Annotated in this window: 24 protein-coding genes and 2 pseudogenes; 12 read left to right on the forward strand and 14 right to left on the reverse strand. The window is 55.1% G+C overall.

From position 1 onward, the window contains the following. The first annotated feature begins 97 nt into the window (after positions 1 to 97). From uhpT to ACN9MQ_RS00195, 3 genes are all read left to right on the forward strand, one after another. Entirely contained in the window at positions 98 to 1,489 is a 1,392-nt protein-coding gene (gene uhpT / locus ACN9MQ_RS00185) for a hexose-6-phosphate:phosphate antiporter (protein ID WP_020882733.1), read from the forward strand. A 153-nt stretch (positions 1,490 to 1,642) separates the two neighbouring features. Beyond that, a complete protein-coding gene (locus tag ACN9MQ_RS00190) occupies positions 1,643 to 2,647 on the forward strand; it encodes an alpha/beta fold hydrolase (RefSeq protein WP_020882732.1) in 1,005 nt (334 codons plus the stop codon). A gap of 186 nt (positions 2,648 to 2,833) precedes the next feature. Continuing rightward, positions 2,834 to 3,286: a DUF1198 domain-containing protein gene (locus ACN9MQ_RS00195; RefSeq protein WP_014167992.1), complete on the forward strand. Its 453-nt coding sequence runs from the start codon at positions 2,834 to 2,836 to the stop codon at positions 3,284 to 3,286. Here the strand turns inward: ACN9MQ_RS00195 and ACN9MQ_RS00200 are convergent. Beyond that, positions 3,283 to 4,203 carry a LysR family transcriptional regulator gene (locus ACN9MQ_RS00200; protein WP_063925788.1) on the reverse strand — a complete coding sequence of 307 codons (921 nt, stop codon included), beginning with the start codon at positions 4,201 to 4,203 and terminating at the stop codon, positions 3,283 to 3,285. The two genes, ACN9MQ_RS00195 and ACN9MQ_RS00200, sit on opposite strands and share 4 nt — an antisense overlap. 372 nt (positions 4,204 to 4,575) lie before the next feature. On the opposite strand from ACN9MQ_RS00200, the gene ACN9MQ_RS00205 reads away from it, so the two are divergent. The 6 genes and pseudogenes from ACN9MQ_RS00205 to ACN9MQ_RS00230 form a co-directional block, all read left to right on the forward strand. Further along, a complete protein-coding gene (locus ACN9MQ_RS00205) occupies positions 4,576 to 4,794 on the forward strand; it encodes a hypothetical protein (RefSeq protein WP_063157086.1) in 219 nt (72 codons plus the stop codon). 14 nt (positions 4,795 to 4,808) lie between these two features. Beyond that, positions 4,809 to 5,402 carry an HAD family hydrolase gene (locus tag ACN9MQ_RS00210; protein ID WP_426021502.1) on the forward strand — a complete coding sequence of 198 codons (594 nt, stop codon included), beginning with the start codon at positions 4,809 to 4,811 and terminating at the stop codon, positions 5,400 to 5,402. A 21-nt stretch (positions 5,403 to 5,423) separates the two neighbouring features. Continuing rightward, positions 5,424 to 6,644: an MFS transporter gene (locus ACN9MQ_RS00215; protein WP_025206519.1), complete on the forward strand. Its 1,221-nt coding sequence runs from the start codon at positions 5,424 to 5,426 to the stop codon at positions 6,642 to 6,644. Continuing rightward, a complete protein-coding gene (locus ACN9MQ_RS00220) occupies positions 6,631 to 7,044 on the forward strand; it encodes a carboxymuconolactone decarboxylase family protein (RefSeq protein ID WP_025206518.1) in 414 nt (137 codons plus the stop codon). Before ACN9MQ_RS00215 ends, ACN9MQ_RS00220 begins: the two co-directional genes overlap by 14 nt. Continuing rightward, positions 7,041 to 7,220: pseudogene (locus tag ACN9MQ_RS00225) on the forward strand (acetyl-CoA acetyltransferase); the annotation flags it as partial. The gene ACN9MQ_RS00220 and the pseudogene ACN9MQ_RS00225, both read left to right, overlap by 4 nt. Beyond that, positions 7,214 to 7,339: pseudogene (locus ACN9MQ_RS00230) on the forward strand (acetyl-CoA C-acetyltransferase); the annotation flags it as partial. The pseudogenes ACN9MQ_RS00225 and ACN9MQ_RS00230, both read left to right, overlap by 7 nt. A 65-nt stretch (positions 7,340 to 7,404) precedes the next feature. On the opposite strand, the gene ACN9MQ_RS00235 reads toward ACN9MQ_RS00230, so the two are convergent. After that, entirely contained in the window at positions 7,405 to 8,403 is a 999-nt protein-coding gene (locus ACN9MQ_RS00235; protein WP_020882725.1) for an aldo/keto reductase, read from the reverse strand. 207 nt (positions 8,404 to 8,610) lie between these two features. On the opposite strand from ACN9MQ_RS00235, the gene nepI reads away from it, so the two are divergent. Beyond that, a complete protein-coding gene (nepI, locus tag ACN9MQ_RS00240) occupies positions 8,611 to 9,801 on the forward strand; it encodes a purine ribonucleoside efflux pump NepI (RefSeq protein ID WP_073397515.1) in 1,191 nt (396 codons plus the stop codon). Positions 9,802 to 9,849: 48 nt separating this feature from the next. Here the strand turns inward: nepI and ACN9MQ_RS00245 are convergent, their stop codons facing one another. The 6 genes from ACN9MQ_RS00245 to ACN9MQ_RS00270 all read right to left on the reverse strand — a co-directional run bounded on the left by ACN9MQ_RS00245 (position 9,850) and on the right by ACN9MQ_RS00270 (position 15,779). Then, entirely contained in the window at positions 9,850 to 10,755 is a 906-nt protein-coding gene (locus tag ACN9MQ_RS00245; RefSeq protein WP_020882723.1) for a DMT family transporter, read from the reverse strand. Between the two features lie 152 nt (positions 10,756 to 10,907). Further along, the gene (locus ACN9MQ_RS00250) at positions 10,908 to 12,287 is read right to left on the reverse strand and encodes a carbohydrate porin (RefSeq protein WP_014168005.1); all 1,380 of its coding nucleotides are present in this window, start codon (positions 12,285 to 12,287) and stop codon (positions 10,908 to 10,910) included. Positions 12,288 to 12,425: 138 nt separating this feature from the next. Further along, positions 12,426 to 12,728 (reverse strand): PTS lactose/cellobiose transporter subunit IIA, encoded by a 303-nt coding sequence (locus ACN9MQ_RS00255; RefSeq protein ID WP_014168006.1) that lies wholly within the window; start codon positions 12,726 to 12,728, stop codon positions 12,426 to 12,428. Continuing rightward, positions 12,728 to 14,110, reverse strand: coding sequence for a glycoside hydrolase family 1 protein (locus ACN9MQ_RS00260; protein ID WP_426262672.1), 1,383 nt, complete (start codon positions 14,108 to 14,110; stop codon positions 12,728 to 12,730). Before ACN9MQ_RS00260 ends, ACN9MQ_RS00255 begins: the two co-directional genes overlap by 1 nt. A 17-nt stretch (positions 14,111 to 14,127) precedes the next feature. Then, on the reverse strand, positions 14,128 to 15,453 hold the full coding sequence (locus ACN9MQ_RS00265; RefSeq protein ID WP_014168008.1) for a PTS cellobiose transporter subunit IIC: 1,326 nt from the start codon (positions 15,451 to 15,453) through the stop codon (positions 14,128 to 14,130). A gap of 11 nt (positions 15,454 to 15,464) precedes the next feature. Beyond that, a complete protein-coding gene (locus tag ACN9MQ_RS00270; protein WP_014830072.1) occupies positions 15,465 to 15,779 on the reverse strand; it encodes a PTS sugar transporter subunit IIB in 315 nt (104 codons plus the stop codon). 293 nt (positions 15,780 to 16,072) lie between these two features. Between ACN9MQ_RS00270 and ACN9MQ_RS00275 the strand changes: the two genes are divergently transcribed. Next, a complete protein-coding gene (locus ACN9MQ_RS00275; protein ID WP_014168010.1) occupies positions 16,073 to 17,023 on the forward strand; it encodes a LacI family DNA-binding transcriptional regulator in 951 nt (316 codons plus the stop codon). Positions 17,024 to 17,050: 27 nt separating this feature from the next. Here ACN9MQ_RS00275 and ACN9MQ_RS00280 read toward each other — a convergent pair whose 3' ends face one another. The 5 genes from ACN9MQ_RS00280 to ACN9MQ_RS00300 all read right to left on the reverse strand — a co-directional run bounded on the left by ACN9MQ_RS00280 (position 17,051) and on the right by ACN9MQ_RS00300 (position 23,790). Then, complete coding sequence (locus ACN9MQ_RS00280; protein WP_020882719.1) at positions 17,051 to 17,347, reverse strand: YicS family protein; 297 nt, start codon at positions 17,345 to 17,347, stop codon at positions 17,051 to 17,053. Positions 17,348 to 17,478: 131 nt separating this feature from the next. Beyond that, on the reverse strand, positions 17,479 to 18,843 hold the full coding sequence (locus ACN9MQ_RS00285) for an efflux transporter outer membrane subunit (RefSeq protein ID WP_426021501.1): 1,365 nt from the start codon (positions 18,841 to 18,843) through the stop codon (positions 17,479 to 17,481). Continuing rightward, positions 18,843 to 21,953, reverse strand: a complete 3,111-nt coding sequence (locus ACN9MQ_RS00290) for an efflux RND transporter permease subunit (protein WP_047954863.1) — start codon at positions 21,951 to 21,953, stop codon at positions 18,843 to 18,845. Before ACN9MQ_RS00290 ends, ACN9MQ_RS00285 begins: the two co-directional genes overlap by 1 nt. Continuing rightward, the gene (locus tag ACN9MQ_RS00295; protein ID WP_032679304.1) at positions 21,953 to 23,074 is read right to left on the reverse strand and encodes an efflux RND transporter periplasmic adaptor subunit; all 1,122 of its coding nucleotides are present in this window, start codon (positions 23,072 to 23,074) and stop codon (positions 21,953 to 21,955) included. Before ACN9MQ_RS00295 ends, ACN9MQ_RS00290 begins: the two co-directional genes overlap by 1 nt. A gap of 146 nt (positions 23,075 to 23,220) precedes the next feature. Beyond that, entirely contained in the window at positions 23,221 to 23,790 is a 570-nt protein-coding gene (locus tag ACN9MQ_RS00300; protein WP_014168015.1) for a TetR/AcrR family transcriptional regulator, read from the reverse strand. Positions 23,791 to 23,976: 186 nt separating this feature from the next. Between ACN9MQ_RS00300 and ACN9MQ_RS00305 the strand changes: the two genes are divergently transcribed. Beyond that, positions 23,977 to 24,396, forward strand: coding sequence for a GNAT family N-acetyltransferase (locus ACN9MQ_RS00305; protein ID WP_426021500.1), 420 nt, complete (start codon positions 23,977 to 23,979; stop codon positions 24,394 to 24,396). Here the strand turns inward: ACN9MQ_RS00305 and ACN9MQ_RS00310 are convergent. Then, on the reverse strand, positions 24,393 to 25,040 hold the full coding sequence (locus tag ACN9MQ_RS00310) for a TetR/AcrR family transcriptional regulator (RefSeq protein WP_025206509.1): 648 nt from the start codon (positions 25,038 to 25,040) through the stop codon (positions 24,393 to 24,395). The genes ACN9MQ_RS00305 and ACN9MQ_RS00310 overlap by 4 nt on opposite strands. Positions 25,041 to 25,110 lie beyond the last annotated feature (70 nt).

Here is a 25,110-nt window from a genome sequence, read left to right on the forward strand (position 1 = left end):
TAAGAAATTTTCCTGGTTTCACCTGGACGCTGTCTCAGGCGTCGCTCCCGGCTGGTTTTTACAATGCTGCAAAAATCAGCTCAGGAGTAAACCAATCATGCTGGCCTTCTTAAATCAGGTGCGCAAACCGACCCTGGATCTGCCGCTCGATGTGCGGCGTAAAATGTGGTTCAAACCGTTCATGCAGTCTTACCTGGTGGTCTTTATCGGCTACCTGACCATGTACCTGATCCGCAAAAACTTTAACATCGCGCAGAACGACATGATCTCAACCTACGGGCTGAGCATGACGCAGCTGGGGATGATTGGCCTGGGCTTCTCTATCACCTACGGCGTGGGCAAAACCGTCGTTTCCTACTACGCGGACGGCAAAAACACCAAGCAGTTCCTGCCGTTTATGCTGATCCTCTCCGCCATCTGTATGCTCGGCTTCAGCGCCAGCATGGGCGCGGGCTCCGTCAGCCTGTTCATGATGATCGCCTTCTACGCCCTGAGCGGTTTCTTCCAGAGTACCGGTGGGTCGTGCAGTTACTCCACCATCACCAAATGGACCCCTCGCCGCAAGCGTGGTTCGTACCTTGGCATGTGGAACATCTCCCACAACCTCGGTGGGGCGGGTGCGGCAGGCGTGGCGCTGTTCGGCGCAAACTACCTGTTCGACGGCCACGTGATCGGCATGTTTATCTTCCCGTCGATTATCGCCCTGATTGTCGGCTTTATCGGCCTGCGCTACGGCAGCGACTCCCCGGAATCGTACGGCCTCGGCAAAGCCGAAGAGCTGTTCGGCGAGGAGATCAGCGAAGAGGACAAAGAGACCGAAGAAAACGAGATGTCCAAATGGCAGATCTTTGTTGAGTACGTGCTGAAAAACAAAGTGATCTGGCTGCTCTGTTTCTCCAACATCTTCCTGTACGTGGTGCGTATCGGTATCGACCAGTGGTCCACCGTGTATGCCTTCCAGGAGCTGAAGCTCTCCAAAGAAGTTGCGATTCAGGGCTTCACCCTGTTCGAAGTGGGCGCGCTGGTCGGCACGCTGCTGTGGGGCTGGCTCTCGGACCTCGCCAATGGTCGCCGCGCGCTGGTGGCCTGCGTCGCGCTGGCGCTGATTATCGCCACGCTCGGCGTCTACCAGCACGCCAGCAACCAGTACGTTTACCTGGCGTCCCTGTTCGCGCTCGGCTTCCTGGTGTTTGGTCCACAGCTGCTGATCGGCGTGGCGGCAGTCGGCTTCGTACCGAAAAAAGCGATCGGCGCTGCCGATGGAATTAAAGGCACCTTCGCCTACCTGATCGGTGACAGCTTCGCCAAGCTGGGTCTGGGTATGATCGCCGACGGCACGCCGATTTTCGGCCTCACCGGCTGGGCCGGGACCTTTGCCGCGCTGGATGCCGCCGCCATCGGTTGTATCGTCCTGATGGCGATGGTCGCGGTGCTGGAAGAACGTAAGATCCGCCGTGAAAATCGGATGCAGAAATTAAAAGTAGCCTGAGTGTGCAGGTAACTTCTTTGCCCGGTTGACCGCCGGGCTTTTTTTACATCCCACCTTTACCCCCCTTTACAGACCCGCTCCCTGCAATGCTCTACATTTTAATTTTGCTGCCGCACCCCGCGGCTTTTGTCCGTTTTGTTATGGAGAGCTTGCATGGTAAACCGACGACTATCCTGTCTTGCGCTATTGGTGGCGCTTGCCTCCCCCGCCCTGGCGGCGGATGCGCCGACGTACGGCGAGAAGCTGGAAGGGTTTGATTACGCCTGGCCGGTTAAGCATTTCACCTTTACCTCGCAACATCAGCCGCTTGATATGGCCTATCTGGACGTTAAGCCAGAAAAACCCAACGGCCGCACCGTGGTGCTGATGCACGGTAAAAACTTCTGCGCCGGAACGTGGGAGGGGACTATCCGCGCGCTTTCCGCCAGCGGATACCGCGTGGTGGCACCAGACCAGATTGGTTTTTGTAAATCCACCAAACCCGAGCATTACCAGTACACCTTCCAGCAGCTGGCGGATAACACCCACGCGTTGCTTAAGCAGCTCGGCGTCGATCGCGTGACGGTTATTGGGCACTCGACCGGCGGCATGCTGGCGACCCGCTACGCGCTCATGTGGCCGCAGGAAGTGGAACAGCTGGTGATGGTCAACCCGATTGGTTTAGAAGACTGGAAAGCCCGCGGCGTACCGCATATTACGGTCGATCAGTGGTATCAGCGTGAACTTAAAACCAGCGCCGATGGTATTCGTCAGTACGAGAAAAATACCTACTATGCCGGGGAATGGAAGCCGGAGTATGAGCGTTGGGTGACGATGCTGGCAGGGCTGAACAATGGGCCGGGCAAAACGCGTGTCGCCTGGAACTCAGCCCTGCTTTACGACATGATTTATACCCAGCCGGTGATCTACGAATTTGGTGAACTGAAGATGCCGGTATTATTGATGATCGGCACCAAAGACAACACCGCCATCGGGAAAGACCTCGCCCCGCCGGCGATCCGCAAGACGCTGGGCAACTATGCAGTACTGGGTAAGGAGACGGAAAAACGCATTCCGCATGCGACGCTGGTTGAGTTTAACGACATGGGCCATGCGCCACAGATGCAGGACCCTCAGCGCTTCCATGACGCGCTGCTGAAAGGGCTGCAGGCACGCTGACCGGTCTAAAGCAACAGCCCCGCAGCCCGTTCTGCGCGGGCTGTCTTCGGCGCACTACACGCCAGCACGCCTGGCGCTGCCCTCATAACGATTTTCCACCTTTTTTCACTGCACTATTATGGCCTTGCCCGCTGTCGACGCCGCGCGTTTCCCGCTATGATGAGCGGCTGACGTAGAGGAGAACGCATGGTCTGGATAATGCTGGCAACGCTTGCCGTGGTGTTTGTGGTGGGATTTCGGGTCCTGACCTCAGATTCACGTCGCGCAATTAAACGCCTGAGCGAGCGGCTGGGGATCACCCCGGTTCCTGTAGAATCGATGATCGATCAGTTCGGAAAAACGCCCGGCAATGAGTTTATCCGCTACCTTGAACGCCCGGACGAAGCGCATTTGCAAAATGCCGCCCAGGTGCTGCTTATCTGGCAGGTCTGCATTGTCGATGGCAGTGAAGAGAATTTGCTTGCCTGGCATCGCATGCTGCGTAAAGCCCGTCTGGCCGCGCCGATCACGGACGCGCAGGTCCGTCTGACGCTGGGTTTTATGCGTGAAATGGAGCCCGATCCGCAGGAGCTAAACGCCTTCCAGTTACGCTATAACCAGCTTTTCCTGCCGGAAGAGGGCGTGTTTTACCTGCATTAAGCCGTTTTCCCGCATAACACATTCTGTGCGTTAAGGATCTCCTCTCTATTTTCATTGAGGCGAGTGGCGGCATAGATATCTATGTTTAACCTTTTTGCCTCGGCGTCCGTGAGTTCACGGTAGCAAAGTCCTTCCTGATTAAAGGTGCATTTCGACTGAGGCAGCAGCGCAAATCCTTTCCCTCTTGCGATACGGCTTAGCATCACAAGGGTATCATCCGGCTCTTTTATCCGCTTCAGAGGCGTTTTCAGCGTATCAAAGTAGCTTTCGCATTTGTCGTAAAATGACGGGTTGGCACTTCTGGAAAACCAGAAAATGGGAAGATCGCTAATATCCTCCAGCGCGACTTTCTCTTTCAGGCTGGCAGGGTGTAAAGAGGGCATTGCGATGAGCAACGGTTCCTGGCAGACCCAGCGGTATTGAACAATGTCTTCGTGACCCGTTCCTTTTTCACCGGTCAGCACCAGATCCAGCATGTTTTTAGACAAGCTTTGCAGCAGTTGGGCTGACGTCAGGTCCGGCGTTTCGACATCATCTCCCGCGTTCATTTTTTGAAGCTGGGAATTCACGGGTTCAATATATTCAAAATTAAGGGTCCGCGTGAGTCCAATACGCAGGCTCGTTTCAGAAGAGAGAGGATCTACTTTTAGGTTACTGATGTCTTTGAGTATTTTTTCAGCCTGAACAACCAGCGCACGGCCTGCTTCTGTGAGGCTAACGTCATGCGTGTTGCGGCTGAACAACTGACGTTTCAGAACCGCTTCAAGGCATTTTATCTGACGCGTCAATGGCGGTTGAGTCATGCGTAGGCGTTCGGCAGCCTTACGGAAGTTCAGTTCATGTGCGACAGCGAGAAAGCATTGTAATTGTTTGATACTGGGCAGGTTATTGCTGATTAAATGTTCTGCTGTGGCCATACGTGGGTCCTGAATGCGAAAAGGTATTTCGTCTTTTTTCCATTTCGATATTACACGCTAAATGCGGGCAGTAAACCCATTTCAACAGTAATACCAAAAATATATTACAAATTTAACAATTCCAATTGTTTCCTATATTGATAAATTTCTACCAGAATCCTCACTCAATCAATATTCGGAGTAATTATGTCATCTAAATATGTACTGGTATCACGCTTCCCGTTAAAAAATACTTTTACAGAGAAAGATTTTATCTCCTTAAAAAGCAATGAAAACGTTCGCTAGTTTTCCTGTGAAGAAAACGGTGTTAATGAACTGCTGGAACTGCGCGCTGTCAATGACATTAAAGAAATTGCGTGTGCTGAGAGTGAAATGGAATCCATATTCCATCGTTTCTCTGTTGTTCTTTCTGCCGATATTCGTCGCGAACTGCTTAAGTTTGTTGAATCCTCTATCGATAATAAAAAGAGTTTACCCGAATCAAATTATATTCAGCTTCGTCACGTTGAGGTGCCCGCCCATAACTATCAGCAGTATCGTCAGGGGCGCGATGAAACCACGCCGCATTTTTTGACGTTGATGAGACGCTAATAAATATTAAAAGCATGTTTGATTTCTATGACTTCTGGTGCAGGGGAAATAATCAAAACGATCGTCTTCAACGCTATATGTCTCGCTTTCGCGTCGACGTAAAAAACGGTGTGCCAGGGGAGACGCTGAACAGAGAGTATTATCGCCAGTTTAAAGGTGTGTCTTGTCGTTATCTGGAAGAAATGGGCGATGAATGGTTCAGGCGTAAGCCAGAAAACGAATTTTTTATTGAGAGTGCCGTTTCAGCACTTAAAAGCCATCAGAGAAAGAACATGTACACCGTATTTATATCGGGCTCTATGCTTCCGATTCTGTCACCCATTGCGAAATATCTTGGGGTAACGGACATACTCTGTGCTCCGTTAATAATAAATGACGCAGGCGAGTTGACGGGGGAAATCGGCCTGCCCGAAACAATTGGAGCGGGTAAAAAAGACGCCCTGATGACGTTTTGCCGGGATAAGGAGATTAATCCAGCGGATTGTTATGCCTACGGTGACGATCTTTCGGATATTCCAATGCTCGAAGCCATTGGGCATCCCGTCTGTGTGGGGGAGCATTCCGCGCTTACCCGATATGCAGCAGAAAAAAATTGGCACATTATTTAAACCATTATTGAGGTAAGTAGTATGACTTCAGAACTCTCTCCGCAAAATATGACGTTAAGGTCATGGCTTGCGTTATTCATTCTGGCTATTTCAACGTTTACTATTGTCACTACCGAACTGGCGCCGGTCGGATTATTAACGCCAATCGCAGAGGGATTACGGTCTTCGGAATCCGCGGTGGGCATGACCGTGTCGCTTTATGCCTGGGTGGGGGCGTTGAGTGCGCTGTTTGCCTCCGTCTTTTTAGGCAATGTGGCTAAGAAGCGGCTTTTACTCGTGCTCACCGTGGTGCTTCTGATCTCTAACGTCATGGCCGCGACGGTAAACACCTACGGAATGCTGCTTAGTGCCCGCGTGCTGGGCGCGCTTGCTCACGGTGCATTCTGGGCGATGATCGGCGCAACGGCGGTTGCCATGGTTCCTGCCAGATATATTGGTGCGGCGACGTCAATCGTATTTGGTGGCGTTTCCGCAGCAAGCGTTTTTGGCGTACCGGTTTCCAACTACATTGGTATCCACTTCGGCTGGCGGCAGGCATTTTGGCTGATGGCCGCGCTGAGCGTAATTGCCTTTGTGGGTATTAGCGTGCTTGTTCCCCAGATCGCCAGCAAAAGCGCGCTTGGCCTGGATGCGCTTAAGGGCGTGCTGAAATCGTCTACCCTGTGGAAAATTTACTCAGCAACCCTACTGGCTGTTACGGCGCACTTTGCCGCCTTTACGTACATTGAACCCTGGCTTCACACGCAGAGTTTACTGTCCACCGCCTTTATTCCCGCCGTGCTTTTTGTTTACGGCATCGCGGGTCTGGCCGGTAATTTCCTGACCGGCGTGATGATTGATAAGTATCTCAAGCTGACGGTTTCGCTGTCTGTACTGCTGATCTGTGCAGTGCTGCTGTTCCTGGGCCTGTCAGGTTCCTCGCTCTCTGCTGCGCTGATATTCACCAGCATGATTATCTGGGGCGTTGCCGTGTCAGGAATATTTGTCGGCTTCCAGACGTGGGTTTTACGTATGGCTGAAGATAAAGCCTTCCCGGCCTCCGCAATCTACGTTTCGTTTTTCAATACCGCCATTGGTATCGGCGCGTCGGTCGGTGCCTGGATGGTTTCATCATTTTCAATGCCGCTCCTGTATATCGTCGCCGGCACGGCTATCGGCCTGTCCGTTCTGCTTGTCGCGGTTATTCCTGCAACCTTGACCGCAAAACAATCCCGTATGGAGAAATCTTATGAGTCAAATTAATGACCGCACGCGCTATGGCAGAGAGATCATGGACCGTCTTGAAGCAGGGCTCGCGGATAAAGTTACCCGCCGCCTGAGCGAACTGGACCCGGGCCTGCCCGCCCTGATAACCGACTATGCGTTCGGGGATGTGGTGGGACGTCCGGGACTGGAACTCAAAACGCGCGAAATGCTGACTGTCGCCTCGCTTGTGACGCTGGGTAATGCTATGCCGCAGCTGGAACTGCACATGAGAGGCGCGCTCAACACCGGCGTGACGCCGGAAGAGCTGCTTGAAATTGTGATACAGATGGCGGTGTATGCCGGCGTTCCCGCCTGTATGAACGGTCTTACCGCCTACCGCGCGGCAATCGCTGCGACGGGTCATACGTTGCCGGGACTGAAAGGGAGTGACGCATGAGCGAGGTTGTCATTATTGCTGCCCGCCGCACGGCGACGGGCGCATTTCTGGGCGCGCTTGCGGAGCATTCCGCCGCTGACCTGGGAAGCTGGGTCATTCAGGCGCTCCTGAAAGAATCTGGCGTAGAGGCCAGTAATATCTCTCAGGTCATTATGGGTCAGGTTCTTACGGCGGGGCAATCGCGCTTGGGCATGCGATAGGCGCATCCGGCTGCCGGATTTTGATGACGCTGGTTCATGCCCTGGTCCGTAATGACGGCAAGTGTGGCGTCGCCGCGCTGAGCGTTTATCGCTAACGGCACGGCGTATCCGATATAAAAAAACCGGGAAAACCCGGTTTTTTTATTTTCTTGATGAGGTATCAGGCGTTCACGCCCTTCATACCCTCGGCAGAATAGCGATCGCCTTTAATCGCTATCCGGCGATGCAGGTTGTTCAATGATTCAATATCGCTCTTCTCAAGCTCAATGTTGGCAGCGCGCGCGTTCTCGGCCAGATAGCCGGTGTGCTTAGTGCCCGGGATGGGAACCAGCCGATCGTATTGCGCTAACAGCCAGGCAAGGGCAATCTGACCCGCGGTACAGCCGTATTTCGCCGCCAGCGGGTGGATGACATCGAGCAGCTGGCGATTATGATCGAGGCTGGACTGCATAAAGCGCTCGTTATTTTTACGGAAATCACCCTCTGCAAATTCGCTATTGTTCAGGTATTTTCCCGTCAGGAAGCCTCTGCCAAGAGGCGAGTAGGGCACCAGACCAATGCCTAACGCTTTCACGACCGGCAGAATGCTTTCCTCGATATCGCGTGTCCACAGAGAATATTCCGTTTGCAGCGCGGTGACCGGATGTACCGCATGGGCCCGTTGCAGCGTTGACGCCGACACTTCGCAAAGGCCTATGTGGTTGATCTTGCCCTCTTTCACAAGGGTGCGCAGACAATCCATACTCTCTTCGACCGGGGTGGTGTTACTCAGTCTGTGTAGATAAAAGAGGTCGATTCGCTCCACGCCAAGCCGCTTGAGGGACTCATTACAGCAGCGGATGATATAGTCAGGCGTATTGTTGATGGTGCGGGCATAAGACTCGTCGGGAGAGCGATCGATGCCGCATTTCGTGGCTATTTTGAACTGCTCGCGAGTGCTTTTATCCAGCCCGGCAAGAAAATGACCGATTAGTCTTTCATTATGACCACGGCCATATAAATTTGCGGTATCAATAAACGTCACGTTCAGATCGATGAGGCTATGCAATACCCGCAGCGAGGCGTTGTCATCAGTCTGGCCATAAAATTCACTCAGCCCCATGGCACCGTAGCCGACGGCACTGACGGTAAGATTTTGAGATAAATTACGTGTTTTCATAGTTTCTCCTTTTCAGACGCTATGATTGTTTCACCTCAAATGTGGATACTGAATTTTCATTTTCGTTATGCAGAAAAGGTATCAGTCGACGACGCGCTCTCTCCAGGCTCATTAAAAACGACAAAAGTTGTCAAATCGTTAAATCCGTCACACTTTTGATGATAAACTGCGCGACTTTTCCGCACGTTTTTATCTTCAGGTGACGCCATGACAGAACACATTCAGCCCACACCCAGACCGCAGACCCAGGAGGTCACTCGCCCCAACTGGTCGGCGGTTTTCTCCGTGGCATTTTGCGTTGCCTGCCTGATTACCGTTGAGTTTCTGCCGGTGAGCCTGCTGACGCCGATGGCGCAGGATCTGGGCATTTCCGAAGGCGTGGCGGGGCAGTCCGTCACCGTGACCGCCTTTGTGGCGATGTTCGCGAGCCTGTTTATTACCCAGGTGATCGGCGCCATCGACCGCCGCAAAGTGGTCATTCTGTTCAGCGTGCTGCTGACGCTCTCCTGCCTGCTGGTCTCTTTTGCCAATAACTTCACCCTGTTGCTGCTGGGTCGCGCCTGTCTGGGGCTGGGATTAGGCGGCTTCTGGGCGATGTCGGCCTCGCTCACCATGCGTCTGGTTCCCGCGCGCACCGTGCCGAAAGCCCTCTCCGTGATCTTTGGTGCTGTTTCGATCGCGCTGGTCATTGCTGCGCCGTTGGGCAGTTTCCTTGGCGGGATCATCGGCTGGCGTAACGTCTTTAACGCTGCCGCGGTGATGGGGGTGCTTTGCATTCTCTGGGTCTGGAAAGCGCTGCCGTCCTTACCGGGGGAAGCGGCACACCATAAACAGAATATGTTCAGCCTGCTGAAGCGCCCGGGCGTGCTGGCGGGGATGACCGCCATCTTTATGGCATTTGCCGGACAGTTTGCCTTCTTCACCTATATCCGCCCGGTATTCATGAACATGGCCGGGTTTGATGTGGATGGCCTGACGCTGGTGCTCCTGAGCTTCGGTATCGCCAGCTTTGTCGGCACCTCGCTGTCGTCCGCGTTCCTGAAGCGTTCTCTGAAAGTGGCGCTGGCGGGCGCGCCGCTGGTGCTGGCAATTAGCGCTGCGGTGCTGGTGCTGTGGGGCAGCGATAAGTGGGTTGCGTCGGCGATTGCGATTATCTGGGGCTTTGCTTTTGCGCTGGTGCCGGTGGGCTGGTCGACGTGGATCACCCGCTCGCTCGCCGATCAGGCGGAAAAAGCCGGGTCGATTCAGGTCGCGGTGATCCAGCTGGCGAACACCTGCGGTGCGGCGATCGGCGGCGTTGCGCTGGACCATCTGGGGCTGACGTCACCGCTGGTGATTTCAGGAACCCTGATGCTGCTGACGGCGCTGCTGGTGGCGGGGAAGGTTAAGGCGAAGTAATGCTTTTCTCCCTCTCCCGTGGGAGAGGGATGGGGTGAGGGCATCAGGCTACGCCGATGTCTGAACCCGTCTTCTCGAATCCATCGAAATCAGCACCACCGACGACACAATCAGCAGCGTGCCCAGCCAGTCCGGCAGCGTAAACGCCACCCCAAGCAAAATCACCGACAGCAGGGCGCTGCTCAGCGGCTCGGCACAGCTCAGAATGCTCGCCTTCGGCCCGCCAATCATCTGCGCGCCTTTCAGATACAGGCTGAACGTCAGCGCCGTGCCAATCACCACCAGATAGAAAAACGCCAGCAGCAGGCTGCCATCAATCACAAAGGTGGTCCCGCGTCCGGCGTAGAACGGCGTCAGCACGACCCCCGCGATTAACATACTCCAGCCAACAATCGGCAGCGTGCCGTAGCGGGCGATAAGCGTCGACGGGTAGGTTGTATAAAACGCGGCGGCAAAGGCCGAGGCGATACCGAAGAACAGGGCGGCAGGGGAGATGGAGAGCGAGGTCGGATCGCCGTGGGTGACCAGCAGGAAGGTGCCGACAAGTGACGTCAAAATGGCGGATAAAACAAACACGCCGGGACGTTTTTTCCTCGCCAGCGCGAACCAGGCGACGATGATCGTTGGCGAGAGAAACTGCAGCACGGTGGCCGTCGCCGCGTTGGATTTTTCAATCGTCAGCAGGAAGGTGAGCTGGACGGTGAGCGCACCAACCAGCGAGAAAAACAGCAGGCTGAGGGCGTCTTTACGATGTTTGATGACTGAGAAAATCTTGTCGCCATGAACGAAGGAGAGGGTCAGCAAGATGACGCCGGTAAACAGCAGGCGAATCATCGTCAGGTAAGGGGACGAGATCTGGCTTTTCTCCATGATGTACTGTGCGCAAACCCCTGAGCTGCCCCATAAAACGGCGGCGATCAGAACGTTGAGCATTCCTTTACGTGTGGAACCCATGTTCTCCCCTGTTATGTTGGTTTTTGTGTAGCATAACATGGGTCTTGCCGGGTGCGGTGTGGCCTGATGCCCTCACCCCGACCCTCTCCCACAGGGAGAGGGTGCAAACACGAAAAACGGCAACGTGCGTTGCCGTTTTGCTTTTACCTTGCTTAGAACCACGCTTCCCACATCGCGCCGACGTTGAAATCATCCAGCGTCTCATCTTTTGTACCGTTCACACGGGCGGTGCGTTCGTTATCCACTTTGCCGCCGGTCACGTAGAAGCGCAGCATTGGGCGGAACTCTGGCCCCATGGCGATAGACATGTTCTGCGACAGGGTCAGCTTCCAGCCTTTGTTATCACCGCCATTGTCGTAATCCACGTGCTGCCAGCCTGCTTCCAGCCAGGTGGAGTGAACGTCGTTCCACCAGTGCATCGGACGCACGATGGCGTTGTAGTTCTTACGGTTGTCGGTTTTATCGCGGCTGTTGTCGTAGTCGTGGAAGGCGAGGATGTACTCCACCTGCGTGGCCTGGGTGAATTTGTACAGCCCTTCGAAGCTGGCGTAGACCGTGGTCAGATCTTCGGTTTTGTTGAATACGCTGTTGTCCGCGTTATCAGAATAACGGGCAATCACCTTATTCACGCCGCTGTCGTTGGTGTGGCTCAGCACCACGCCGCCCTGCCAGGCCTTCAGACGCTCTTCACTCTCAATGGCTTTGGAGTCAAAACCGTAGTTCGCGTACAGCTCCAGATCCAGCGGGCCGACTTTCATGCCGTGGATTTTTGAGGTCGCAGCGTAGTTACCTTTGTCGCCCGTGCCGGAACCGCCGGTACAGGTAATGCGCGACGGGTTCGCCTCATCTTCCATCACTTCCGGGCTACAGGATTCCACCGCGGCCACCGCGGCAACGTCAAACTGCACGCCGCCGATGTCGAAGTTCTTCACCCCGGCACCCTGGCCGTCGTGGTTCATCCAGAAGTAATCGTTGATACCCTGCTGTGGACGCTGGTGGAAGTCACGGCCGGCCCAGAAGTAGGCGTTCGGGTTGGAGGCCATAATGTTGGTCACACCGGCATAGGCTTTTTTCAGGTTAACCTCGTCGCCCCAGTGGTCGATCATCACGTTGATGTCCCAGATGGCACCGTTGTCGCCCTTGAAGGCTTTGGAGAGCTGGAATTCACCGCCGTTGCCTTCGTTACCCAGACGACCAATCGCGGATGCGCCGTTATAGGAACCGTCTACCGCCACGTATTTCTGATCGGCTGCCTGGAAGTGCGCGCCGTAGCGGGCATAGCCGGTAAATTTAACCCCAAACGGAATCGCGAGGTCCGGTGATTGCGCCGCGCTTTGCGGTTCGGTGACCACGTCCGCTTTTTTCGCGACGGCGGCGTCCATTTTGGCCTGCCGTTCGGCCAGCGCTTTGTCTACCGCTTTCGCCACGATGGCGTCGATTTGCTCTTGCGTAAATTCTTGTGCGAGTACAGAAATTGGGCAAAGCGCGGCGACAACCGCCATGGTTAATGGAAGTTTTTTAATATAATTCATGGTTATCTCAATATAGTTTAATTTTATTCAGACAATAACCATCCCGCTCCGATCTGACAGAGTTTGTCGCTATCATCAGAACAAGTGGATTTCTATTTTAGGTACAGAGTGATTACATTAACGTTTTTTCGCCATACATTATCTCTGATATAAATGGATTATTTCTTCGGATAATTCACGTGCCAGCAGGGAATTCATTAAATGATCCTGCGCGTGAACCATTATTAAGGTCATCGGCTGGCGGGCTTCGCCCGCATCCTGTTCGATCAGTTTGGTCTGCATTTTGTGCGCCTGGCGCGCGTAGCCATCGGCTTCGCGCAGCAGGCTTTTGGCTTCGTCAAGGTTGCCCTGACGCGCCGCGTGCAGGGCTTCAAAGCACAGGCTACGCGACTGACCGGCGTTGACGATAATTTCCATTACGGCTTCTTCTAATGCGATCATTACACTGACTCTCTGTCAAAACTGTTATTTAATGCGGTGGCGGCAAACCACTCGCCGCTTTTCTTGATGGTGCGCCGCTGGGTAGTTAAATCGAGCTGGATAAATCCGTAGCGATTTTTATACGCATTACACCACGACCAGTTATCAATAAAGGTCCACATATGGTAGCCAAGACACTGGCACCCTTCGCTAATACCTTTATGCAGCCAGGCCAAATGTTCGGAAATAAAATCGATGCGGTATTGATCGTTTATCTGACCATTCTCAATAAAGCGCTGTTCATTTTCGACACCCATACCGTTCTCAGAAATAAAACAGCGTGGGTTACCGTAATTGTCGCGCAGGTTAATCAGAATATCGTAAATACCCGGCTCATAAATTTCCCAGCCACGGTATGGATTCATCTTGCGGCCAGGCATTTCGTAATTATCAAAGAACCACTCCGGCATAAACGGGGCCTGTGGGTTCACCGCACTGTCACGGCATTTCACGCGACGCGGCTGATAATAGTTAATGCCGAGCAGGTCGATTTTTCCTTCCGCAATCAGGAAACTGTCTTCCGGTTTGCAGGCGGGGAGCTGATCGTAAGATTTCAGCAACGCCACCAGATCCGCCGGGTATTCGCCGCGCAGGACGGGGTCAAGGAAGCTGCGGTTAAACATCAGGTCCGCAATGTGTGCCGCTTTGACGTCAGCCGGGTTTTGCGAGCGCGGATAGGACGGCGTCAGGTTCAGTACGATACCGATCTCCCCGGCGTAGTGCCCGGCACGGTAAGCGCGTACCGCCTGCGCATGCGCCAGCACGGTGTGATACGCCACGGTGGCCGCACGACGAAAATCCACCACGTTGGGATAGTGGAAATCGTACAGATAGCCGCCTTCCACCGGCACAATCGGCTCGTTGAAGGTAAACCAGTGCAGCACGCGATCGCCAAACAGATCGAAGCAAATCTGCGCATAGCGGGCGTAAGCGTCCACCACGTTGCGGTTTTCCCAGCCGCCAATCTCCTGCATCGCCATCGGCATGTCGAAGTGGAACAGGGTGATAAACGGGGTAATACCCTGTTCAATCAGCTCATCAATGACCTGATGATAAAAATCGACCGCTTCCGGGTTCACTTCACCGATACCGTCGGGGATCAGGCGCGCCCAGCTAATCGAGGTGCGAAAGCTGTTGTGGTTCAGCTGCTTTAACAGCTGAATGTCCGTTTTCCAGTGTTGATAAAACGTGGAGGTGTGCTGCGGTCCCACGCCATTATGAAAACGGTTCGGCTCGCGGGTAAACCAGTAATCCCAGGTGGTTTCACCCGCTCGTGTCCCTTCGGTCTGGAGGGCGGAGCTTGCGCTGCCCCACCAGAAATTATCGGGAAATGCGTATTTCATGACCTTTCCTCTTTGACTTAATGACTTGCTGTTTCAGCGGCACCGACGGTTGCCTGGGCTTTCTGCTCTTCGTTTTTCATCAACGTACGCTCGTAAGCACGCAGGAACGGCAGGTACATCAGCGCTGACATCACCATACACACCAGACACATCACCACCGGGCTCAACGCCCAGTTTGCCGCCCACGATGCGCCAATAGGGGCCGGGGTCGTCCACGGGGTTAACGACACCACCTGTGCCAGCCAGCCCATTTTGGTGGCGCCGTACGCCAGGCAGGCGTTCACCAGCGGAACAAACACGAACGGGATAAACAGCATCGGGTTCATGATGATTGGCGCGCCGAACAGAATCGGTTCGTTGATGTTAAAGAAGCTGGGCACAACGCCCATTTTGCCGATGGTGCGCAGGTGCGTGACGCGGCTGCGCAGCAGCAGGAAGGCCAGCGGAAGCGTGGAGCCGACGCCGCCAATCAGCAGGTAGTGGTCCCAGAAACCCTGCAGGTAAACGTGTGGCAGCGCCGCGCCAGCCGCCAGTGCCGCCTGGTTTGCGGACAGGTTGGCCATCCAGAACGGGTTCATGATGCCGGTGACAATCAGCGAGCCGTGGATACCGGCAAACCAGAAGATCTGGCACAGCAGCACGGAGAGCAGAATGGCAGGCAGGGAGTCAGATGCAGAGACCAGCGGTTCCAGCAGGTGCATAATCGCCTGCGGGATAATCATCCCGGTTTGTGCTTCGATAAACAGGTTCAGCGGGTGCAGGGTACCGATCACCACCATGACCGGGATCAGGATCTCAAACGAACGCGCCACACCGGTCGGCACTTCTTTCGGCAGACGGATGGTCACGTTGTTCTGCTTCAGCCACGCATACACGCGGGTGGAGTAGATGGCGGTAATCAGCGCGGTGAAAATCCCCTGGCCGGAGAGGTACTGGGTCGAGATCTTGCCGTCGGCATACGGAGCCGCCACCAGCAGGAAGGCCATAAAGGCTAGCAGACCGGACATCACCGGATCGAGGTTAAACTGACGCCCCAGGCTTGCACCAATCCCCACCGAAATGAAAAACGTCATCACGCCCATGCTGAGGTTGAACGGCAGCATCAGCTGTTCACGGTAAGTCTGGGAGAAATCCAGCCAGCCGCGGGCAAAGCTGTTTGTCGTATCCGCGGAGAAGGGCGGGAAGATGAACACCAGCATAAACGAGCCGATGATCATAAACGGCAGCGCGGCGGTAAAGCCGTCGCGGATGGCAATCACATACTTTTGCTGGCCGAGCTTCGCGGCCAGCGGGGTAATTGACTGCTCAATAACCGCGACCATTGATTGATATAACGAACTCATGTGAACACCTTTTAGTGTGCCGCTTCGATGAGCGACAGAGCATAGTCCAGTACTTTATCGCCACGTTGCATACCGTAATCCATCATGTCGATGGGTTGGACCGGGATGCCCTTTGTAGCCGCCTTGTCTGAGAGTGTCTGTAACATGTACTTCACCTGGGGTCCGAGAAGGACAACCTGGTACTGCGGAAACTGCGTATCAAATTCGGAAACGCCATACGCGTCTATTTTTACCGGCAACCCGCGCTCTTTCGCGACATCGACCATTTTGCTGACCAGCAGGCTGGTGGACATCCCGGCAGAGCAACACAGCATAATCTTGAACATCGACAACCATCCTCTAAATGTAAAAAGTTATTGCGAGGATGATTGGACATTATACGGAAACCGGTTTCCATTTATAAAAGACAGAAGTGTGACAACCATCAAGATCCACTACTTATGACGCTAATTAACCAGATGCATGTCACATAATTTGCGCGTTTTGACATCATTTTGAGTTGAAATGGAAAATCGGTTTCCATGAAAAACGGAAAAGGATATACTCCATTCTGGCTATAATATGAGCCGTAGCGGTGATGGAATTTGCAGGTGCGAAGTAAGCCTGCCAGGGGAAAGAGATGTCGACAATCAATGATGTATCACGTCTTGCCGGGGTGTCTAAAGCCACGGTATCGCGAGTGTTGAGTGGGTCGCGTGGCGTAAAGGAAGCCAGCCGCCAGGCCGTTTTAAAAGCGGTTGATGAACTGAACTACCGGCCCAATGTAATTGCGCAGTCGCTGCTGAGCCAGTCGACGGGGTGTATTGGGGTGATTTGCGCGCAGGAGAATATTAACCAGACCACCGGTTATCTTTACGCGCTGGAAAAGCACCTCAGCCAGCATCAAAAACATCTGCTGTTGCGCTTCGCGCATACCAAAGCGGAAGTGATGCACGCCCTGGAAGAACTTTCCTGTGGGTTATGTGATGACATCCTGGTGATTGGCGCGCGTTTCCCGCTGGACGTCGAGATGGACAATGTCATTCTCGTTGACTGTATGGAGTCCGATAATTCCAACAGCATCCAGTTCGATCACGCCTTTGCCGCCGAAACCGCCTGTAACTATCTGACCAGCCAGGGGCGACGCCAGATAGCCCTGATCCATCCGCAAGGCAGCGGTTTCGCCGACCAGGTGTTGCTGGGCTATAAACACGCGCTGGAGAAAAATTTCCTGCCCTTTAATCGCAACCTCGTCTTTATGGATGCCACCTCCTCATCCGTTGCGCTGCAGGAGTTGCTTAACAATGCGAGCACGCTGAATTTTAACGCGCTGCTGGTGGCGGACGAACAGGAAGCTCAGCGGGTGATCCCGCAGCTGCAGGCGTTTAATAAATCCGTGCCGGACGACATTATGGTCTTTAGCCTTGCCGGATCGCTGCATCTGCCGGGTATCCCGGTGATCCCGGCCATTGAATACTCGATGGATGCTATGGCGGCACGTATTGTGGGCTGGCTGACGGAGAAAACGCAGATGCTGGGGTCCTATGTTCTGCGCGGGGATTTGATTATTCCGGATGTACGAAAGCGCTAAAAAAAAGCGTGAAGCCCGGCTTCACGCTTAATAATCTTCCATACAATCTACCTGACTGACCGCGTCCCAGTAAGCATCCAGATTGTCGCGCTTCACGGCCGTGATGGCGTTTTTGATCAACAGTTGATTGGCCTCAGACGACAAAATCATCGCCTGCCAGGCCTTATCGCTCTGTTTTTTCTGTGGCGTGCAGGCCTTCTTCACATCTTTAAGGATCTGCTGCTTTATCTGGGCCTCTTTCACGGGATCGTCTTTTTCCTGGGCATGGACAAACGCGGCGAAGAGCAGACAAACGAGCAGGCAAACCAGGTGTGCAGCTTTCATCAAAATCCCCTTTAGACGTCACAGGCTTCCCATGAAATATATCGTTACATTCAGTGTAGCGACGCCAGCCGAAAGTATGAATTTTTGTCTTCCTGCGTATGAGAACCCTGCACCCGGACCGGCACCGGCGGTTATTGAATCCCTCCGCCCAGCGACTGCCACAGCGTAATACGGTTTTCAAAGTCGGTCTGCTGCAGGGCAATCAATGATGCCCGTGCCGACCACAGGGCGCGCTGCGCGGTGAGAACGGTCAGGTAATCACCCGCCCCCACCTGATAGCTGCGCGTTGCCACATCCAGCGTTTTTTGCTCTGCCGCCACGTATTCACGTTGCGCATCAAGCTCTTCACTCAGGGTTTCGCGGCGCGCCAGCGCATCGGCTACATCTTTGAACGCGCTCTGGATGGCTTTCTCATAGGTGGCAATCAGCCCTTTTTTCTCCGCTTCGGCATAGCGCAGTTGCGCCATGTTATTGCCGCCGCTGAACAGCGGCAGGGAGATGGACGGCGCGAACGACCAGACCTTCATGCCGTGGCTGAACAAAGACGAGAGCGAATCGCTGCCGACCCCGGCGCTGGCGGTAAGCGAAATCGTCGGGAAGAAGTTGGCGCGCGCAGCACCGATGTTGGCATTAGCGCTCAACAGGTTATGTTCAGCCTCCTGAATATCCGGGCGACGCAGCAGCGTGGCGGAGCTAACGCCCGCCGGGATCAGGGTGATGGCGTTATCGCTCAGGCTCTCCAGCGTACCGGGTAGCAGGTTTTCCGGTACCGTCTCGCCCGCCAGCAAATTCAGGGCGTTTTTGTCCTGCATCACCAGCGTCTGATAGCTGGCGACGCTGGCGCGGGCCTGCTGATAAACCGCCATTGCTTCGCTGACATCCGTTGCGGCGGCGACCCCGACGTCCTGCTGACGCTGCACAATCTTGAGCGAGTTCGCTGCGCTCTCCTGAGTGGATTTTGCCAGCGCCAGATTGCTGTTATCTGCCGCCAGAGTAATCCAGGCGGTAGTCAGCTCGCTGACCATTGTCAGGCGCGTGTTCTGCGCCGTGAACTCGCTGGCAAGCCAGGTTTCACGCGCGGCGCGCGAGAGGCTCTGGTTACGACCAAACAGATCCAGCTCGAAGCTGGAGACGGTGCCGTTAGCCTCATCGCTGGTGCTCACGCCGCTGGCCAGCGTGCGGCTGCGGGTATGGCTCAGGCTGGCATCCACCGACGGGAACAGAGACGAGCGCGTCTCACCATACTGGGCGCGAGCGGCGTCGATATCAGCAATCGCTTTTTGCACATCGCGGTTGCCGGTGAGTGCCATTGTTACCACCCTGTTCAGGCGGTGATCGTTCATCACCTGCTGCCACTGGCTGACCACGGCGGTGGCTTCGCCGTGGGTGCCCGGCAACGTGGCCGGGACGGGCGCGTCAGGACGCTGGTAGGTAGGGTCTAACGAAACACAGCCTGCGCTCAGCAGCGCTAACACTAAAACAGATACACGAAACATTATGACCTCCGGTTTGCGTGCTTACCGGAGAAGAGACGTTTCACCAGTACGAAGAATAATGGAACAAAGAAGATGGCCAGCAGCGTTGCCGCGAGCGTCCCGCCGATGATGCCGGTCCCAATCGCCACGCGGCTGTTGGCACCTGCACCGGTGGCGACAGCCAGCGGTGTTACCCCGGCGATAAACGCCAGCGACGTCATGATGATCGGACGCAGTCGCGTCTGAGCCGCACGCAGCGCGGCACGCGTCAGGGAGTAACCTTCCGCGACTTTCGCCTCCGCAAACTCAACGATCAAAATGGCGTTTTTCGACGACAGGCCGATGGTGGTCAGCAGCGCCACCTGGAAATAGACGTCGTTGCTCAGCCCGCGCAGCGAGGCGGCCAGCGCCGCACCCAGCACCCCAAGCGGGATCACCAGAATGACTGAAATCGGCACCGACCAGCTCTCATACAGCGCGGCCAGGCACAGGAATACCACCAGGATGGAGAGGGCATACAAGCTCATCGCCTGACCGCTCGCCAGTTTCTCCTGTAACGACAACCCGCTCCACGCCCAGGTTGTGCCGGCCGGCAGGTTGTTCGCCAGCTGTTCCATCCGGGTCATCGCCGTACCGGAGCTGGCACCACTGGCGTTCTCGCCCTGAATTTCATAGGCCGCCGAGCCGTTGTAGCGCACCAGACTCTCCGGGCCATATTCCCAGCGCGTGGTGGCGAAAGCGGAGAACGGCGTCATGGTGCTGTCGCTGCCGCGTACGTACCATTTGTTGAGATCGGAAGGCACGGCGCGGTAATCGCTGTCTCCCTGGATGTAGACCTTTTTCACGCGGCCCCGATCGATAAAGTCATTCACGTAGGTTCCGCCCCAGGCGCTGGAGAGGGTATCGGTGACGTCGCTCAGGGAAAGCCCCAGCGATACGGCTTTGTTGTTGTCGATATCCACCTGCAGCTGCGGCATCTGCGGCAAATCATTGGCGCGAACGGCATGCAGGGAGGTGTCCTGATTCGCCTGGCCGATGAGCTGATTACGCATCTTCAGCAACGTGTCGCGATCGGTGCTGCCGCTGGCCATGAGCTCGAAGGTAAAACCGTTGCTCTGGCCGAGGCCGTCTACGGCCGGGGGCGTCATGGCAAAAACGGTGGCATCGCGAAGGGAGCCGAGTTCCTGAGTGGCGCGCAGGGCAATCGCCTGAGCGGTGTTCTCGTCGCCTTTACGCTCGGACCAGTTTTTCAGGGAGACAAACGCCATCCCGGCATTCTGGCCGCTGCCGCTAAAGCTAAAGCCCTCGACCGTAAAAATCACATCGGTGTTGGCTTTCTCTTTAGTGAGGAACCACTCGCGAACCTGACGACTGATCTCCGCGGTACGTACCGCTGTCGCACCGGCAGGCAGGGTGTACTGCACCATGATTTCACCCTGGTCCTCCGTGGGCAGGAAGCTGCCGGGCAGCTTCAGCATTGCCACGGCCATCGCGCCACAGAGCAGGGCGTAGACCACCAGCATGCCCGCGGAGCGGCGCAGCGCGCGCAGGACTTTATTCTGGTAGCCATGCTCGGTCTTACTGTAGAAGCGGTTAAATGCGCCGAAAAACCCTTTTTTGTGAGGAGGCGTATGGCGCAGTACCGAGCCGCAGAGCGCGGGTGTCAGGGTCAGCGCCACCACCACCGAGAGGATCATCGCTGAGATAATGGTGACCGAAAACTGGCGGTAGATGACGCCGGTTGAGCCGCCGAAGAAGGCCATCGGCAGAAACACGGCGGAAAGCACCAGCGCAATGGCGACCAGCGCACCGGAAATTTCGCCCATCGATTTTTCGGTGGCTTCGCGGGCGGGCAGACCTTCATCGCGCATAATGCGCTCGACGTTTTCCACTACCACGATGGCGTCATCGACCAGCAGACCTATCGCCAGCACCATCGCAAACAGCGTCAGGGTATTAATGGAATAACCGAACAGCGCCAGCACGCCAAAGGTGCCCAACAGAACTACCGGCACCGCCAGCGCGGGGATGAGCGTGGCGCGAATGTTCTGCAGAAACAGATACATCACCACCACCACGAGGATAATGGCCTCAAACAGCGTCTGAATCACATCTTCCACCGAGATCTTAATGAACTCGGTGCTGTCTTTCGGATAGGCAACATCATAGCCTTCCGGCATTGCCCGTTTGAATTCGGCAATTTTATCTTTCACCGCGGTGGCGGTATTGAGCGCATTTGCGCCCGGCGAGAGCATCACCGCCATACCGGCTGCCGGGTGGCCATTCAGCCTGGCGGTAGCCGTGTAATCCTCGCTGCCCATCTCCACGCGCGCCACGTCGCCGATACGCACCACTGCGCCGCTGGACTGGCTCTTAACGATGATATTTTTAAACTGATCGACCGTCTGCAGGCGCGACTGGGCACGCACGGTGGCGGTCAACTGCTGGGTACCGGACGCGGGTAACGCGCCGATTTTACCGGCGGAAACTTGCACGTTCTGCGCTTCAATGGCGCTCTGAACGTCGGATGGCATCAGCGAGTACGACGCCAGCTTTGCCGGGTCAAGCCAGATGCGCATGGCGTATTCCGCACCAAACACCTGCAGGCTGCCGACGCCTTCTACGCGTGCCAGCGGATCCTGCATATTACTCACCAGCCAGTCGGCGATATCCGAACTGCTGGCATGGTCGGTTTTATCGTACACGCCCATGATCAGCAGGAAGTTACTCTGCGATTTTTGCACCGTAATGCCGGCCTGCTGTACCTCGGTCGGCAAGCGCGACTCGGCCTGCTGAACCTTGTTCTGCACCTGAACCTGCGCGGTATCCGGGTCGGTTCCCTGTTCGAACGTGACGGTGATGCTTACCGAGCCGTCCGAACTGCTGGTGGAGGTAAAATAGAGCAGGTTATCCAGCCCGGTCAGCTGTTGCTCAATGACCTGGGTGACGCTGTTTTCCAGAGTCTGTGCCGACGCGCCAGTATAGGTGGCAGAGATTTTTATCGACGGCGGAGCGACGTCGGGATACTGCGCGACGGGCAGGGTACGGATCGCCAGCACCCCGGCGAGCATAATCAGAATAGCAATCACCCAGGCAAAAACCGGGCGACGCACGAAGAAGCGGGAAAACATCAGGCGTTTCCTCCCGCGGTTTTCATCTCTTCGGCGTTAACTTGCTGACCGGCGGTCACTTTATCGGTGCCTTCCACAATCAGCTTATCGCCAGCCTTCAGTCCACTCAGCACCAGCCATTTGTCGCCGTAGGTGTCACCCGTTTCCAGCTGACGTTGTTCCACCTTATTGCCGGCCCCCACCACCAGCGCGGTGGCGTTGCCTTTGGCATCACGGGTAATTCCCTGCTGCGGGGCGAGGATGGCCTCGCTCATTACCCCTTCATCCACTCTGGCGCGAACAAACATCCCGGGCAGAAGCTGATGCTGCGGGTTGGGGAAGACGGCGCGCAGTGTGACCGACCCGGTGGATTCGTCCACTGCCACTTCAGTCAGGGCCAGACGGCCTTTTTCCTGATAGGTGCTGCCATCTTCAAGGATCAACGATACGCTCAATGTCTCGCTGTTGCTGGCAAGCGTTTGTTTGCGTAATCGCAGAAGATCGGCGCTGGAGCGGGTTAAATCGACGTACATATTGTCCAGACCGCGAATGGTGGCGAGCGCGGTCTCTTGCTGGGCAGTGACCAGTGCGCCGGGGGTGACCGAAGAGATGCCAATACGTCCGGCAATCGGGGCGGTCACCGTGGTCCAGTTGAGGTTAATGCGCGCGCTTTCCTGGGCTGCTTTTTTCGACTCCACGCTGGCCTTGTCCTGCGCGCAGGTGGACTTTGCATCTTCGGCATCCTGACGCGATACGCCGTCGTCTTTCACCAGTTGTGTATAGCGTTGAGCTTTCTGGCAATCGGCCTGCACCAGCGCCTGCGCCTGTTTCAGGGCCGCGGCGGCTTCATCGTAGGCGGCGCGGTAGCTGGAGGGGTCAATTTGATACAGCGCCTGTCCGGCTTGCACGGTATCGCCTTCGGTAAAGAGCCGTTTCTGAATAATGCCGCCCACCTGAGGACGCACTTCCGCGCTCATGGCGGCCGTGGTGCGTCCGGTCAGTTCACTGACCACGGAAACGGGTTGGCTCAGGAGCGTAACAATCCCCACTTGCGGGAGGGGATGTTGAGGAGCAGATGTTTGTGCATTATCGCACCCCGTCAGGAGGAATAATGCTGCGATGGAGGTTGTTATGGCTTTCATAATTTTTTCCAGGGTGAACGATGCCTGCCCTGTTAATGGCTTAACAAGGAAGGGGGCTATTTAAAGGCACAGCGATACCGCATCTCCGGCAGAGCCGGAAATGTTAATAAGGGAATAACGTCTTCCCGCTAATTATTCACATGCGATTACTTCGCAGAGAAAAGCATATTTAAAATATTTTGATAAAGAGGCTCTAATTGTTCAGAGGGTACGTTTAAGGGGGTGAGTCGGCGGTAAATAGACCCCTCAATCATTACCGCAGTAATCTCCACGCAGCAGCGAATATGATCATCACTCAGGTGGGGAAACTGTTTTTTCAGGTGTGCGCAGGCATTAGCAAACATCCGCTTTTCCGCTTCGACCAGCATGGCCGCCACCTGGGGATTACGCGTGGCTTCAGCCGACATCTCAAGCATCAGCGCATCGTCATCTTCATTCAGGGTCTGTCGCCAGGCGAGCGCCTGAGGCATCCCCTCGACCAGCGTTTTACCCTGAATCTCTTCGATGCGTGAGTCGATGATACGGCGAATCATCTCTTCAATAATCGCATCTTTGTTACTGAAATAACGGTAGATTTGCCCGACGCTGAGCTTTGCCTCACTGGCGATCTGCGACATGCTGGCCGCATGAAAACCGCTGGCGCGAAAGCACTGACGCGCGGCAGCGATGATGTCGTCCTGACGCTGTTTTTGGCGTTCTTCCAGTTTTGTGCTCATCGTCGGTTACCCTATAAAATTGAGAATGATCGTTCTCATTATACGTTTCAGGTGCGTATTGGAAAGACTTTTTTTAAGTACTTATTGAATGAATATTTCAATGTTTAAAGAATGGAGAAAAAAAGGAGTTTTGATGAAGGAAAGGCTGTGCAATATTAAGATTGCACAGAAAATAAGGAGAAAAATATGCATCTGAGCACGACGGATAACGTCACACACGATGAAAAAGAAGAATTATTAACAGGGCTTCGCGCCTACAACGGACAATTTTTAGATCTCTCAAACTTTAGCGGCGACATTGGCGTTTATGTGCGAGACGATAAGGGCGTGATGCTGGGCGGGTTAATTGGCGTGCGCAAAGGCGACTGGCTAAACATCGATTTTCTGTGGGTCAGCGACACCGTGCGGGGATCGGGCGTCGGTAGCCAGCTTATCAAAACGGCAGAAGACGAAGCCCGACGCAAAGGTTGCACCCACGCGCTGGTGGATACGGTCAGCTTCCAGGCACGTCCATTCTATGAAAAGCAGGGCTATCAGATGCAGATGTCGTTGCCGGATTACCCTTACCCGGGTATGCAAAGGCATTATCTGACCAAATCCCTTTAACCGCCGATGCCGTTGCCCATCACGGCCAGCGCATGACGCACAATGATCTCTGGCGAGAGGGCGTGTAGCCTCTCGTCGTTGCGCATTCTTGAGAACGGCACCAGCACCAGGCTTAGCAGCGTGGTGAACAGCAGTTCTGGCGCGAGTGCCCGGTTCAGTTGCCCTTCCTGCTGCCAGCGTTTAAGGGTGGCGAGCGTTGCCTGGTATTTGTCGTCACCGAACCGCGCGTGCAGATGCGTGCGCAGTACAGGCATCTCCCCGATGACCTCCTGCATCCACAGCGGGGCAAACCAGCGGTGCTGCTCCGCCAGCTCGGCCAGTACCTTCACCATTTGCGTTAATGCGTTGACCGGCGAGTCGGGGTTTTCGGCGAAAATTGCGCCGATCCGATTACGTAAGGGCAGGAAGCGCTCCTCAATCATCGCGTCGAGCAATTGTTCTCGTGAATTGAAGTAGTAATGCAGCATCGCTGGCGTTACGCCCGCTTCTTTGGCGATGGCGTTCAGCGAGGTTTGAGCGATCCCCTGGCGAGAAAAGAGGCTCAACGCAATATCCAGCAGCTGTTCGCGGCTGGCGGTTGCCCGCTTTCCGCCGCGTGGTCGACCGGGGCGGCGCGGTTCAGAATTGTCCTTATGTGCTGGCATAGTCGCAGGATCTCTTGATCTTATTCATCACTTACTTAAATATTAATTATCCAGTTAATTAATTTCAAGC

Origin of the sequence: Enterobacter sp. R-25 (assembly GCF_049913205.1) — a bacterium.
In the GTDB taxonomy this organism is placed as follows: Bacteria; Pseudomonadota; Gammaproteobacteria; order Enterobacterales; family Enterobacteriaceae; genus Enterobacter; species Enterobacter ludwigii.